Source organism: Variovorax sp. ISS6, from assembly GCF_056523145.1.
The window spans coordinates 5,790,463-5,803,148 of record NZ_JAWRZC010000001.1; the positions used below are offsets into that span (position 1 = coordinate 5,790,463).

General features: G+C 70.6%; 13 protein-coding genes. 8 read left to right on the top strand and 5 right to left on the bottom strand.

The window, feature by feature from the left end; translation table 11 throughout:
- The first annotated feature begins 127 nt into the window (after positions 1–127).
- The 5 genes from AC1HIL_RS26790 to AC1HIL_RS26810 all read left to right on the top strand — a co-directional run bounded on the left by AC1HIL_RS26790 (position 128) and on the right by AC1HIL_RS26810 (position 4,791).
- Positions 128–1,867, top strand: coding sequence for an IlvD/Edd family dehydratase (locus AC1HIL_RS26790; protein WP_057595629.1), 1,740 nt, complete (start codon positions 128–130; stop codon positions 1,865–1,867).
- A gap of 8 nt (positions 1,868–1,875) precedes the next feature.
- On the top strand, positions 1,876–2,787 hold the full coding sequence (locus tag AC1HIL_RS26795; protein ID WP_479670440.1) for a 2-dehydro-3-deoxygalactonokinase: 912 nt from the start codon (positions 1,876–1,878) through the stop codon (positions 2,785–2,787).
- Positions 2,784–3,425 (top strand): 2-dehydro-3-deoxy-6-phosphogalactonate aldolase, encoded by a 642-nt coding sequence (locus AC1HIL_RS26800; protein ID WP_479670441.1) that lies wholly within the window; start codon positions 2,784–2,786, stop codon positions 3,423–3,425. Before AC1HIL_RS26795 ends, AC1HIL_RS26800 begins: the two co-directional genes overlap by 4 nt.
- A 34-nt stretch (positions 3,426–3,459) precedes the next feature.
- Positions 3,460–4,197, top strand: coding sequence for an aldolase (locus AC1HIL_RS26805; protein WP_057595627.1), 738 nt, complete (start codon positions 3,460–3,462; stop codon positions 4,195–4,197).
- A 279-nt stretch (positions 4,198–4,476) separates the two neighbouring features.
- Positions 4,477–4,791, top strand: a complete 315-nt coding sequence (locus AC1HIL_RS26810; protein WP_057598231.1) for a hypothetical protein — start codon at positions 4,477–4,479, stop codon at positions 4,789–4,791.
- Between the two features lie 63 nt (positions 4,792–4,854).
- On the opposite strand, the gene AC1HIL_RS26815 is transcribed toward AC1HIL_RS26810, so the two are convergent.
- From AC1HIL_RS26815 to AC1HIL_RS26830, 4 genes are all read right to left on the bottom strand, one after another.
- On the bottom strand, positions 4,855–5,562 hold the full coding sequence (locus tag AC1HIL_RS26815; protein ID WP_057595625.1) for an SDR family oxidoreductase: 708 nt from the start codon (positions 5,560–5,562) through the stop codon (positions 4,855–4,857).
- 37 nt (positions 5,563–5,599) lie between these two features.
- Positions 5,600–7,015, bottom strand: coding sequence for an MATE family efflux transporter (locus AC1HIL_RS26820; protein WP_479670442.1), 1,416 nt, complete (start codon positions 7,013–7,015; stop codon positions 5,600–5,602).
- A gap of 28 nt (positions 7,016–7,043) precedes the next feature.
- Positions 7,044–8,366 carry an MFS transporter gene (locus AC1HIL_RS26825; protein ID WP_057595623.1) on the bottom strand — a complete coding sequence of 441 codons (1,323 nt, stop codon included), beginning with the start codon at positions 8,364–8,366 and terminating at the stop codon, positions 7,044–7,046.
- Positions 8,367–8,475: 109 nt separating this feature from the next.
- Positions 8,476–8,931, bottom strand: a complete 456-nt coding sequence (locus AC1HIL_RS26830) for a MarR family winged helix-turn-helix transcriptional regulator (protein ID WP_057595622.1) — start codon at positions 8,929–8,931, stop codon at positions 8,476–8,478.
- Positions 8,932–8,987: 56 nt separating this feature from the next.
- Between AC1HIL_RS26830 and AC1HIL_RS26835 the strand changes: the two genes are divergently transcribed.
- Positions 8,988–9,536: a PaaI family thioesterase gene (locus AC1HIL_RS26835; RefSeq protein WP_057595621.1), complete on the top strand. Its 549-nt coding sequence runs from the start codon at positions 8,988–8,990 to the stop codon at positions 9,534–9,536.
- Positions 9,537–9,563: 27 nt separating this feature from the next.
- Here the strand turns inward: AC1HIL_RS26835 and argC are convergent, their stop codons facing one another.
- A complete protein-coding gene (gene argC, locus AC1HIL_RS26840) occupies positions 9,564–10,493 on the bottom strand; it encodes an N-acetyl-gamma-glutamyl-phosphate reductase (protein WP_479670443.1) in 930 nt (309 codons plus the stop codon).
- A gap of 82 nt (positions 10,494–10,575) precedes the next feature.
- On the opposite strand from argC, the gene AC1HIL_RS26845 reads away from it, so the two are divergent.
- A complete protein-coding gene (locus tag AC1HIL_RS26845; protein ID WP_057595619.1) occupies positions 10,576–11,475 on the top strand; it encodes a LysR family transcriptional regulator in 900 nt (299 codons plus the stop codon).
- A gap of 124 nt (positions 11,476–11,599) precedes the next feature.
- A complete protein-coding gene (locus AC1HIL_RS26850; protein WP_413762801.1) occupies positions 11,600–12,646 on the top strand; it encodes a Fe(3+) ABC transporter substrate-binding protein in 1,047 nt (348 codons plus the stop codon).
- The last annotated feature ends 40 nt before the right edge of the window (positions 12,647–12,686 follow it).

A 12,686-nucleotide genomic window follows, 5' to 3' on the forward strand; every position in this document is an offset into this window, starting at 1 on the left:
CCCCGCTCGCTCGGAAACCCTGAGCGCCCCGCCAGGACAGCGCGCTTATCATATGATGATTGAAAATGCGGCTCGGCAGGACAAACCCTGACCCCGCGGCGCCTTCCCGCAACCGGAGACACCCTCGATGAGCACCCCTCCCAAGAAGAAGAATCCCGAAGAGCTGCGCAGCCAGCAGTGGTTCGGCCGACACGACCGCGACGGCTTCATCTACCGAAGCTGGATGAAGGGCAAGGGCGTGCCGCACGACCAGTTCGACGGCCGGCCGGTCATCGGCATCTGCAACACCTTCAGCGAACTCACGCCCTGCAACTCGCACTTCCGCACGCTCGCGGAGCAGGTGAAGATCGGCGTCTACGAAGCCGGCGGCTTCCCGCTCGAGTTCCCCGTGATGTCGCTCGGCGAGACCCTGCTGCGCCCCACCGCCATGCTCTATCGCAACCTCGCGAGCATGGACGTGGAGGAAAGCATCCGCGGCAATCCGCTCGACGGCGTGGTGCTGCTCATGGGCTGCGACAAGACCACGCCCGCGCTGATGATGGGCGCGGCCAGCGTCGACCTGCCGACCATCGGCGTGTCGGGCGGCCCGATGCTCTCGGGCAAGTGGCGCGGCCAGGAGCTCGGTTCGGGCACCGGCGTGTGGCAGATGAGCGAGCAGGTGCGCGCCGGCACGCTCAAGCTGCAGGACTTCTTCGAGGCCGAGAGCTGCATGCACCGCAGCCACGGCCACTGCATGACGATGGGCACCGCGAGCACCATGGCCAGCATGGTCGAGTCGCTGGGCATCGGCCTGCCGGGCAACGCGGCCTTCCCGGCCGTCGACGGCCGCCGCAACGTGCTCGCGCGCGAGGCGGGCCGACGCATCGTCGGCATGGTCCACGAGGACCTGAACATGTCGAAGATCCTCACGCGCCAGGCGATCGAGAACGCGATCAAGGTCAACGCCGCGATCGGCGGCTCGACCAACTTCGTGATCCACCTGCTGGCGATCGCCGGGCGCATCGGCGTCGAGCTCACGCTCGACGACTTCGACCGCCTGGCCTCCGAGCTGCCCTGCATCCTGAACCTGCAGCCCTCGGGCCAGTTCCTGATGGAGGACTTCTGCTATGCCGGGGGCCTGCCGGTGGTGATCAAGGAGATCGCCGACCACCTGCACAAGGACATCCTCACCGTCACCGGACGCAGCGTGTGGGAGAACGTGAAGGACGCCGAGAACTACAACCCGCAGGTGATCCGCACCCAGGCCGAGCCCTTCAAGGACAAGGCCGGCATCTGCGTACTGCGCGGCAACCTCGCGCCCAACGGCGCGATCATCAAGCCCAGCGCGGCCACGCCCGAACTGCTGGTGCACAAGGGCCGCGCGGTGGTGTTCGAGAGCGCCGACGACCTGCACCGCCGCATCGACGACGAGAGCCTCGACATCGACGAGCACTGCGTGATGGTGCTCAAGAACTGCGGCCCCAAGGGCTACCCCGGCATGGCCGAGGCCGGCAACATGCCGCTGCCGCCCAAGGTGCTGCGCAAGGGCATCACCGACATGGTCCGCATCAGCGACGCGCGCATGAGCGGCACCGCCTACGGCACCGTGGTGCTGCACACCGCGCCCGAGGCCGCGGCCGGCGGTCCGCTGGCGCTGGTGCAGGACGGCGACATCGTCGAGCTCGACGTGCCGAACCGCAAGCTGCACCTGCACGTGAGCGACGAGGAACTGGCGCGCCGGCGCGCCGCCTGGGTCGCGCCGAAGGCACCGCTCGATTCGGGCTACTGGAAGCTCTACGTCGACACCGTGCTGCAGGCCGACGAAGGCGCCGACCTCTCGTTCCTGCGCGGTCGCCGCGGCGCCTTCGTGCCGCGCGACAACCACTGATGGCGGCGATGACGGGTCCATTGGTCGCGGTCGACTGGGGCACGAGCTCGCTGCGCGGCGCGCTGATCGCGGCCGACGGCACGGTGCGCGAGGAGCGCAGCGACACGCGCGGCATCCTCACGGTGTCGGCGGGCGGCTTCCCCGCGGTGTTCGAGGCGCTGTTCGGCGACTGGATGCGCGAGAGCGGCGCGCGCTGCCTGATCTCGGGCATGGCCGGCAGCAAGCAGGGCTGGGTCGAGGCGCCCTACTGCGCCTGTCCCGCGGGCCGCGTCGAGGTCGGCCGCAGCATCATTGCCATCGACGCCATTCCCGGCCGGCGCATCGCGATGGTGCCGGGCCTGCGCGACGAGCACGACGGCGTGCCCGACGTGATGCGCGGCGAGGAGGTGCAGATCTTCGGCGCGCTGTCGCTGCTGGGCCGCGACGAGGGCCTGTTCGTGCTGCCGGGCACGCACAACAAGTGGGCCACGGTGAAGAAGGGCCGCGTGACCGGCTTTCGCACCTTCATGACCGGCGAGTTCTATGCGCTGCTGAGCCAGCACTCGATCCTCGCGCGCACGCTCGATGCGTCGGCGCCGCTCGACGAGGCCGCCTTCGTCGAGGGCGTGACCCGCGCCGACAACGGCCAGGGCCTGCTGCACAACGCCTTCGGCGCGCGCACGCTGGCGCTGTTCGAGCGCATGCCGCGCACCGAGCTCGCGAGCTATCTCTCGGGCCTGCTGATCGGCGAGGAGCTGCGCACCCAGTCGCTGCAGGCCGCGGGCGAGGTGGTGCTGATCGGCTCGCCCGCCCTCACCCAGCGCTATGCGCTCGCGCTGCGCGCGAGCGGCACCGCCACGCGCTCGCTGGGCGCCGAAGCCACCTGGGCCGGGCTGCATGCGCTCTCCGGCTTCCTCGATTCCTCCGCCACCCCATCATGACCACGCCCTTCGACAAATTCGACGCCGCCCTGCGCACGCTGCCGCTGGTGGCCATCCTGCGCGGGCTCGAGCCGCATGAAGCCGATGCCGTCGGCGACGCCATCGTCGAGCCGGGCTTCCAGCTGCTCGAGGTGCCGCTCAATTCGCCACGGCCGCTCGACAGCATCGCGCGGCTGCGCGCGCGCTTCCCGCGGGCATTGGTCGGTGCCGGCACGGTGCTCGATGCGCAACAGGTGCGCGAGGTGCAGGCGGCCGGCGGCGAGCTGATCGTGTCGCCGAACTTCGATGCCGCGGTGGTGCGCGAGGCCGCCCGCCTGGGCCTGGTGTGCCTGCCCGGCGTGATGACGCCGACCGAGGCCTTCGGCGCGCTCGCCGCGGGCGCCACCGGGCTCAAGCTGTTCCCGGCCGAGCTGGCCTCGCCCGCGGTGGTGAAGGCGCTGCTGGCCGTGCTGCCGCGCGGTACGCCGCTGATGCCGGTGGGCGGCATCACGCCCTCGAACATGACCGAGTGGCGCGAGGCCGGTGCCTCAGGCTTCGGTATCGGCTCGGCGCTGTTCAAGCCCGGCAAGAGCGCGCAGGCCGTGCGCGACGATGCGCAGCGTTTCGTCGCTGCCTGCACGGGCACGACACGCGCCTGATTCGATTCCCCCCACAGAACACCAGAGGATCACGATGTCCGCCCAAGCCGACTACGCCAGCCCCGAAGTGCGCCAACTGCGCGAAGACCTCGCGCTCGCGCTGCGCGCCGCCGCCCACCACGGGCTGTCGGAAGGCGTGTGCAACCACTTCAGCGTGATGCTGCCGGGCCGGCAGGACCGCTACCTGATCAACCCGCGCGGCCTGCACTGGAGCGAGATCGGCGCCGACGACATCGTGCTGATCGACGTGCACGGCGAGGTGCTCGCGGGCCGCCACCGCGTGGAGCCCACCGCCCTGTTCATCCACGGCGCGGTGCACCGCATCGCGGGCCATGCGGTGGTGCTGCACTGCCACATGCCCTATGCCACCGCGCTCACCATCACGGTGGACCGCGCGCTCGATCCGACCGCAAGCCAGAACGCGATGCGCTACATGGACCGCATCGCCGTCGACCGCGAGTACAACGGCCTGGCGCTCGACGATGCCGAGGGCGAGCGCATCGCGCGCGCGATGGCCGGCAAGGACGTGGCCTTCCTCGCGAACCATGGCGTGATCGTGGCGGGCGCCACCATCGCCCATGCCTACGACGACCTCTACTACCTGGAGCGCGCCTGCCTGCACCAGGTGATCGCGCAGTCGACGGGCCGCCCGCTGGCACCCGTGAACCGCGAACTGGCCGCGCGCGTGGCGGCGCAGATCCAGGGCGAGCGCGAGCAGTCCGACCTGTTCTTCGAGGCGCTGCGGCGCATGCTGCCCGCGCCGCGCGGCTGAGCTTTTTCGCGCCCTTTCCTGTCGCCATGCGGCGACAACGGCGGCCTCTTTGTGTCGAGGCGTTTCCCGTGCTTTCAATTGCCTTGCGGCAGCGGCCGCGGCGCGTTACGTCTTGCGCTGGACGCGGCATTCGCGCGGGCAGAATGCGCCCGGTCGCCGTGAGCGAAGTCCTACGCCCCGGCGTTACAGCGCTTCATCGGATTTCGCCCGCGCCTTACAAAGCGTTGACACGAACGCGGGAGGATGACACCCATCAACAACCACTCCTTTGGAGTCGCCATGAAAAAGCTCACCTACGCATTCGGCGCCGCGGCCCTTCTCTCGCTGGCGGCGATCAGCGCTCCGGCGCAGGCCCAGAGCGGTCCCTTCATCCAGGCCCAGGTCTACGTGACGCCGGCACCGCCGCATCGCCACTACGACCGCCGCTACTACGCGCCCCCGCCGCCGCCCCACTACCACCCGGGCTACCACCGCGGCGACCGCTACTACCGCCATGACCGCTACGACGGCCGCCGCTACGGGCGCCGCGACAACGATGGCGACGGCGTGCCGAACCGCTACGACCGCCGTCCCAACAATCCGTACCGCTACTGACGCGGTCGTTCCCAGAAACGAAGAAGCCGGGCCTCGCGCCCGGCTTTTTCATGGCCGCCGCGTTCAGGCCGCGGGCACCTGCGCGTAGGGCGGCGTGTCGCTGGCGAAGCCCTGCTTGAGCCCGCGCGAGATCGCGTCGGCCAGCACCTCGGGCAGGCCCTGCTCCACGCCCTCGTAGGCCAGCCGCGCCACCTCGTCGGGCGAAGTCTTCGGGGCATCGACGTGCGCGGCCATGTCGGTGTCCATGTAGCCGACGTGCACGCTGACCACCTGCGTGCCCTGGCCCGCGAGCTCGTTGCGCAGGCCGTTGCTCAGCGACCAGGCCGCCGACTTGGTGGTGCTGTAGGTCGCCACGCTCGGGAAGGTGGTCCAGGCCAGCGCCGACAGCACGTTGACGATGGCGCCGCCGCCGTTGGCCGCCAGCACCGGCGCGAAGGCGCGCGCGAGCGCCCAGGGACCGAAGAAGTTGGTTTCGAGCTCGGCGCGCGCGGCCGCCACCGAGTCGGGACCGAGCAGGTTCGAGCCGCGCGAGATGCCCGCGTTGTTGACCAGCACCGAGACGTCGCCGCACGCGAGTACCGCGGCCTCGATCTGCGCCGGCTGGGTCACGTCGAGCGGCACCGGCACCACGCCCGGCAAGGTGATGGTCCTGGGGTCGCGCGCGGCGCCGTAGACCTTGCGCGCGCCGGCCGCGAGCGCGGCCTTCGCGAAGGCGAGCCCCAGGCCGCGGTTGGCACCGGTGATGAAGACGACGGAATCCTTGAGGTTCATGGCAGAGCTTTCGAGGGTGTGAACGAAGAAAAATGCTTCAGGCCTGCGCCATGCGCCGCAGCAGCCCGCTGGTGGTGCGCGGCCAGCCGACGCGGCCGAACCAGGCGCCGCCCGCGATCGCCGAGCCGATGACCAGGCCGTAGACCACGAGCGCGATGCCCTGCGCGGCGAACACGCCCGTGAGCCCCGCGCCCCAGCGCAGCGCCAGCCAGCCGCCGATGCCCGCCACGGCCAGCCGCGCGAGGTTGCCGATCACCGGCCACAGCAAGCGGCCCGCGCCCTGCGAGGCGAAGTACAGCACCAGGCCGACGCCGAAGAAGCCGTAGAGCGGACCGACCACGCGCAGGTAGTGGATGCCGGTGTCGAGCATCGCGGTGTCGTGGCCGAACAGCATCAGCCACGGCCGCGGGAACAGCGCGGCCAGCAGGCCGATGGTCTCGGCCAGCGCGAAGGCCAGCGCGGCGCCGATCCAGGTGGCGCGCAGCGCGCGCTCGCGCTGGCCCGCGCCCATGCAGGTGCCGACCATCGCGACCAGCGGCGCGCCCAGTCCAAACACCAGCGGCACCAGCAGGTACTCGAGCCGCGAGGCCGTGCCGTAGCCGGCCAGGGCCTCGGGACCGAAGTGACCGGTGAGCGCGGTCGCGATGCCGATCGAGAGGTTGGTGGCCACGGTCGACACCGTGCCCACCAGGCCCACGCGCAGGATGTCGCGGAAGAAGGGCCAGCGCAGCTTGAGCGCGGCCAGCGAGGGCTTGAGCAGGCTGCGCGGCGAGCGCAGGTAGACGATCAGCGCGATCGAGCCCAGCAGGTAGTACAGCAGCAGCGCCATCGCGCCGCCCGCGATGCCCATGCCCGGCAGCGGGCCCCAGCCGAAGATCAGCAGCGGCGAGGCGGGGATCAGGAACACCACGCCCACCACCGTGACGTTGGCCGGCACCGCCATGTTGCCGGTGCCGCGCAGGATCGCCGACAGCGAATTGAACAGCCACACCAGCACCGCGCCCGAGAACACCCAGTTGGAATAGGTCAGGGCCGCCTCGAGCGCCGGGCCGCTGCCGCCCATGATCCCGTAGAGCCAGCGGCCGCCGAACAGCAGCGCGAGCGAGAACAGCACGCCGAAGCCCAGCGCGATGACGATCGCATGCCACACCAGCGAGTCGGCATCGGCGCGGCGGCGCGCGCCGAGCGCGCGCGCGATGGCCGACGAGATGCCGCCGCCCATGGCGCCGCTCGAGGTCATCTGCATCAGCATCACGATCGGGAACACCAGCGCCATGCCGGCCAGCGCGTCGGTGCCGAGCTTGCCGACGAAGTAGGTCTCGATCAGGCCGACCGAGGCCTGCGCCACCATCACGAGGACGTTGGGCGCCGCGAGCCGCAGCAATGTGGGAACGATGGGCGCCTCGAGCAGGCGGCGGGTGCGCGGATCGAGATCGGCGGCGGAAGCGGTCATGGCCTTCGTACTCCGTGGCGTGGGGCGATCAGGCGCGGGCCGCGGCGGCGCCGCCCGTGGCGGGCGCGGCATGGCCCTTGGGCGCGGTGGGGCGGCGGATCGCCATCACGATCGCGGCCGCCAGCAGGCAGGCGCCGCCGGCCACGTAGAGCGCGGGCGTGTAGGTCAGCAGCAGCGTGCGCGCGAAGCCCGCGCCATAGGCCGCGGTGGCGGCGCCGAGCTGGTGGGCGGCGAACACCCAGCCGAACACCATGCCGACCTTGGCCGGTCCGAAGGCGGCGCCCGCGAGCTTGACCGTGGGCGGCACGGTCGCGATCCAGTCGAGGCCGTAGAACATCGCGAACAGGCCGAGGCCGTAGATGGTGAATTCCGAATGCGGCAGCCAGAACAGCGAGAGCCCGCGCAGGCCGTAGTACCAGAAGAGCAGCTTGCGGTTGTCGTAGCGGTCCGACAGCCAGCCCGAGAGGATCGTGCCCACGAAGTCGAAGGCGCCCATCATCGCGAGCACCGAGGCCGCGGGCACCGGGCCCATGCCGTTGTCGCCGCACAGCGAGATGAAGTGGGTCTGCACCAGGCCGTTGGTGCTCAGGCCGCAGATGAAGAAGGTGGCGGCGAGGATCAGGAAGGTGCGGTTGGTCGCGACCTCCTTGAGCACGCGGAACGGCGTGGCGAAGTTGATCGCCGCGGCGGGCGCGGCCGGCGCCTGCGGCGCATCGGGGGCTTCGCCGAAGGGGCGCAGGCCGAGGTCGGACGGCCGGTTGCGCATCAGGCACAGCGCCAGCACGCCGATCAGCAGGCTGCCGATCACGATCGGCACGATGGCCGAGCGCCAGCCCCAGTGCTCGATCATCCAGGCCGCGACCGGCAGGAAGGCGAGCTGGCCGGTGGCCGAGCTCGCCGTGAGCATGCCCACCACCAGCCCGCGGCGCGCCACGAACCAGCGGTTGGCCACCACCGCGCCGAGCACCAGCGCCGTCATGCCGGTGCCCAGGCCCAGCATCAGGCTCCACAGCACGAACAGCTGCCACAGCTGCGAGGCCATCGTCACCAGCGCCATGCCCAGGCCGACCAGCGCGAGCCCGGTGCAGATCACCGCGCGCAGGCCCCAGCGCTCCATCAGCACCGCGGCGAACGGACCCATCAGGCCGAACAGCGCGAAGCGCAGCGCGAGCGAGGACGAGATCTGCTCGGTGCTCCAGCCGAACTCCTTGCCGAGCGGCTGCAGCATCGCGCCGGGCAGGCCCAGCGCGGCCGACATCGTCAGCATGGTCAGGAAGGTGATGGCGGCGACGATCCATCCGTAATGGATGCCGCGGCGCTGCAGCCATGCGGAGACTTGGGTGGCGAACATGGGACCTCTGGAGGAATGGGAATGGAGGAATCGGAGAAAAGAGGGGCCTGGGCCGCGAGGTCTGCGGGCGTGGAAGGTGCGAGGAAAGGGGAGCCGGTGCGGATGGACGTCAGTCCAGATCGCAGGCCTGGTCGTCCGCGCCGAGCAGCTCGAGCGATTCGTCGATCAGCACATGCAGCGCGAGCACGCGCTCCACGCCCAGCAGCGCATTGAGCTTCTGCTGCGCCGTCTTCCAGTGGGCCTGCGCCTCGCGGCGCTTGGCCTCGCCGCTGTCGGTGAGCTGCACCAGGCGGCTGCGCGCATCGGCGCCGGCGCCCTGCGCGATCCAGCCCGCGGCGATCAGCGGCTGCAGGTTGCGGCTCAGGGTCGAGGGCGTCATCTTGAGTTCGCCCGCCAGGTCGACCGGGCGCGAGGGACCGAGCCGCGCCAGATGCGACAGCAGCGAGTACTGCGTGGTCTTGAGTCCGCTGCGCGACACCTCCGCGTCGTAGTGCTGCGAGAGGCGGCGCGAGAGCTGGCGCACCTTGAAACTGGTGCAGCCGCGGGGCTTGGTAGGGGCGTCCATGGGATATTATTGTAGCTGCAACTATTGCATATGCAACCAATTGGAGGAATGACCGCATGACCGAATCCCAGAACCTGCTCGAGACCTGGCTTGCCGAGGAGCGGGACATCATCGCGAGGCTCGAAGCCGGCCCGGGCCCCGGCGTGGCCCGCCCCGAGCAGGTGAGCGGCAAGACCGGCCTGGAAATCATGCAGGCCATGCTGCGCGGCGACATCCCCTATGCCGCCATCGCCAAGACGCTGGACTTCACCGTCATCTCGGTCAGTCCCGGCGTCGCGATCTTCCAGGGCACCCCGCTGCCGCAGCACCTGAATCCGCTGGGCACCATCCACGGCGGCTGGGTCGCCACCCTGCTCGACTCCGCGCTGGGCTGCTCGGTCCACACGATGATGCCGCCCGGGCGCAGCTACACCACGGCCGAGCTCGGCGTGAACTACGTGAAGGGCCTCACGCCCAAGGTGCAGCGCGTGCGCGCCGAAGGCAAGGTGATCCACTGCGGGCGGCAGCTCGCGACGGCGGAAGCGCGGCTGGTGGGCGCCGATGGCACGCTGTACGCGCATGCCACGACGACCTGCTTCGTGTTCGAAATTCCCGCGGGACGCTGAGCTTCGGGGCCCGGGCGGTCGCCAGCCCTACAGCGCGGGCGCCAGCGCCCCCGCCATCAGCCGCAGGTTCTGCACCGCCGCCCCCGCGGCCCCCTTGCCCAGGTTGTCGAGCACCGCGCTCAACACGACCTGGCCCGTGCGTTCGTTGAAAGCCACCGCCAGGCTCATGTCGTTCGTGCCGTTGTGGATCCGCGGATCCAGCTCGGTCAAGGGTGCATCGGCAGGCATCGGCAGCACCCGCACATGCGCCGCATCGCGATAGCGCTCGGCCAGGCACTCATGGATGCGCGCACCCGACACGCCGGCGGGAAGCAGCCGCGCATGCAGCCCGATCGTCAGCACGATCCCCTGCCGATAGCTGCCATAGGCCGGCACGAAGAGGGGCCGCTGCGACAGGCCGGCGTAGGCCTCGATCTCCGGCACGTGCTTGTGTTCGAGCCCCAGCCCATAGACCGTCAATGAATGCGCGCCCGCGCCGGCCTCGTGCGCTTCGGCGCCCGCCCTGCCCTGGCCCGAATAGCCCGAGACGGCATGGATGACCAGCGGATAGTCGGCGGGCAGCAGACCCGCGTCCGTCAGCGGCCGCAGCAGCGCGATCGCGGCCGTGGGATAGCAGCCGGGATTCGTGACCCGCGATGCCGAGGCGATGCGTTCGGCCTGCTCCGCGGCCAGCTCCGGCAAGCCGTAGACCCAGCCGGGGCTGGTGCGATGCGCCGAGCTCGCATCGATGACGCGCACCGACGGGTTCTCGATCATCGCCACCGCGTCGCGCGCCGCGGCATCGGGCAGGCACAGGATCGCGATGTCGGCCTCGTTGAGCGCGGCGCGGCGCGCGGCCGGGTCCTTGCGAAGGTGGGTGGGCAGGGTGCGGATGCGGAATTCCCCGCCGCGCAGCCGGTTCTGCAGATCGAGGCCGGTGGTGCCCTGATCGCCGTCGATGAAGAGGTGGAGGTCCATGGAGCACGATCGTAGGGAGGGAGCCGCGATGGCTCCAGCTAAATATATGGAACTCCAGATTCAAAAAAGATAAATTGGCGCGATGCGGGAACTGAGCCTCGACCATCTGCGCACCCTGGTCGCCATCGCCGACCTCGGGTCGCTGGCCAATGCGGCGCGCGCGCTGCACCTGGCGGCCCCCACCGTCACGGTGCAGATCGCGGAACTCGAATCGCGCCTCGGCGGCCAGCTGCTGGTTCGCGGGCGCGGGCCCGCGCAGCCGACGGCCCTGGGCGAGCGCTTCATCGCGCGCGCCCGCCGGCTGCTGGCCGATGCCGACGATGCCGTGGAGGACGTGCGGCGCCAGCTTGCCGGGCAGACCGGCCGCGTGCGCGTGGGCGCCTCGACGGGCGCGATCGCGCACCTGCTGCCGCCCGCGCTCGAACGGCTGGCGCGCGACCATCCGGGCATCGAGGTCAACGTGCAGGTGCTGACCTCCAACGACAGCATGGCGCGGCTCGCCGCGGGCAGCCTCGACCTCGCGGTGGTGGCACTGCCGCAGCCGCCGGTGCGCGGCGTGCATGTCACGCCGCTGCGGCGCGAGGCCGTGCTCGCTTTCCTGCCGGCGGCCTGGAAGGCGCCGAAGCGCCTCACGCCGCAGTGGCTGGCCGAGCGGCCGCTGATCATGAACGACGCCTCCACGCGGCTCTACCGGCAGACGGCCGAATGGTTCTCGGCGGCCGGCGTGCATTGCCGGCCGCGCATCGAGCTCAACTACAACGATGCGATCCGCACGCTGGTGGCCGCGGGCTATGGCGCGGCCCTGCTGCCGGAGGAAGCGGACGGGCGCGCGCCCGATCCGCGCGTCGCGGTCCGGCCGCTGAGCCCGGCGCTGTGGCGGCAGTTGGGCCTCGCGGTCGGCGACCGCGACGTCGGCGGCCCGACGCGCTTCGTGCTGGAGGCCCTGCAGGCGTCGAAGGGTCGCGGCGGCCCGGGCGAGTAGGCCTGCGGCTTGTAAGTCCAAACGACGCGCGTCCACCCTCTCTGTTGATAATCGTTCGCATCGGCGCCGCGGGCCGGCCGCCGCATCGCCCCGAGAACACATCACCGACCTGGAGGATCCCCTCATGACCCAACGCATCGGCGCGCGCGCAGCACACGCCCTGATCGGCGCCACCGGCGCCTGGCTCGCCCTCGCCGCCTTGCCCGCGCATGCGGCGGAAGAGCTCACGCTCTACACCACGCGCGAGCCGGCGCTGATCCAGCCGCTGATCGCGGCCTTCAGCGCGCAGAGCAATATCAAGGTCAACACGGTGTTCGTGAAGGACGGCCTGCTCGAGCGCGTGAAGGCCGAGGGCGCGCGCTCGCCGGCCGACGTGCTGATGACGGTGGACATCGGCAACCTGGTCGACCTGGTCGACGGCGGCGTCACGCAGCCCGTGAAGTCGGCCGCGCTCGAGTCGGCGATTCCCGCCAACCTGCGCGGCGCCGATGGCCAGTGGTTCGCGCTCTCGATGCGCGCGCGCGTGCTCTACGCCGACAAGGCGCAGCCGCTCACCAATTTCCGCTACGAGGACCTCGCCAATCCCAAGTGGAAGGGCAAGGTCTGCATCCGCGCCGGCCAGCATCCCTACAACACCGCGCTGGTGGCCTCGCTGATCGCGCACGACGGCGAAGCCAAGGCCGAGCAGTGGCTGCGCGGCGTGAAGGCCAACCTGGCGCGCAAGGCCACCGGCGGCGACCGCGACGTGGCGCGCGACATCCTCGGCGGCATCTGCGACGTGGGCCTGGCCAACTCCTACTACGTGGGCCAGATGAAGAGCGCCAAGGAAGGCACCGACGCGCGCAAGTGGGGCGATGCCATCAAGGTGGTGCGCCCCACCTTCGCCAAGAGCGGCGGCACGCACGTCAACATCAGCGGCGCGGCGGTGGCGAAGAACGCGCCGCAGCGCGCCAACGCGGTCAAGCTGCTCGAGTTCCTGGTGTCCGAGCCGGCGCAGGCCCTCTATGCCGACGCCAACTATGAATACCCGGTGCGCAAGGGCGTCGCGCTCGACCCGATCATCGGCCAGACCATCGGCGAGCTGAAGGTCGATCCGCTGCCGCTGACCGAGATCGCGAAGTACCGCAAGCAGGCCAGCGCGCTGGTCGACAAGGTCGGCTTCGACCAGTGATATCGGGAAGCGCTCGGCAAGAAGAAACCGTTCACGCTGA

Excerpts from the sequence above, each read along its gene's own strand:
- AC1HIL_RS26790 (WP_057595629.1), top strand. The coding sequence starts at position 128 with ATGAGCACCCCTCCCAAGAAGAAGAATCCCGAAGAGCTGCGCAGCCAG.
- AC1HIL_RS26795 (WP_479670440.1), top strand. The coding sequence starts at position 1,876 with ATGACGGGTCCATTGGTCGCGGTCGACTGGGGCACGAGCTCGCTGCGC.
- AC1HIL_RS26800 (WP_479670441.1), top strand. The coding sequence starts at position 2,784 with ATGACCACGCCCTTCGACAAATTCGACGCCGCCCTGCGCACGCTGCCG.
- AC1HIL_RS26805 (WP_057595627.1), top strand. The coding sequence starts at position 3,460 with ATGTCCGCCCAAGCCGACTACGCCAGCCCCGAAGTGCGCCAACTGCGC.
- AC1HIL_RS26810 (WP_057598231.1), top strand. The coding sequence starts at position 4,477 with ATGAAAAAGCTCACCTACGCATTCGGCGCCGCGGCCCTTCTCTCGCTG.
- AC1HIL_RS26815 (WP_057595625.1), bottom strand. The coding sequence starts at position 5,562 with ATGAACCTCAAGGATTCCGTCGTCTTCATCACCGGTGCCAACCGCGGC.
- AC1HIL_RS26820 (WP_479670442.1), bottom strand. The coding sequence starts at position 7,015 with ATGACCGCTTCCGCCGCCGATCTCGATCCGCGCACCCGCCGCCTGCTC.
- AC1HIL_RS26825 (WP_057595623.1), bottom strand. The coding sequence starts at position 8,366 with ATGTTCGCCACCCAAGTCTCCGCATGGCTGCAGCGCCGCGGCATCCAT.
- AC1HIL_RS26830 (WP_057595622.1), bottom strand. The coding sequence starts at position 8,931 with ATGGACGCCCCTACCAAGCCCCGCGGCTGCACCAGTTTCAAGGTGCGC.
- AC1HIL_RS26835 (WP_057595621.1), top strand. The coding sequence starts at position 8,988 with ATGACCGAATCCCAGAACCTGCTCGAGACCTGGCTTGCCGAGGAGCGG.
- argC (WP_479670443.1), bottom strand. The coding sequence starts at position 10,493 with ATGGACCTCCACCTCTTCATCGACGGCGATCAGGGCACCACCGGCCTC.
- AC1HIL_RS26845 (WP_057595619.1), top strand. The coding sequence starts at position 10,576 with ATGCGGGAACTGAGCCTCGACCATCTGCGCACCCTGGTCGCCATCGCC.
- AC1HIL_RS26850 (WP_413762801.1), top strand. The coding sequence starts at position 11,600 with ATGACCCAACGCATCGGCGCGCGCGCAGCACACGCCCTGATCGGCGCC.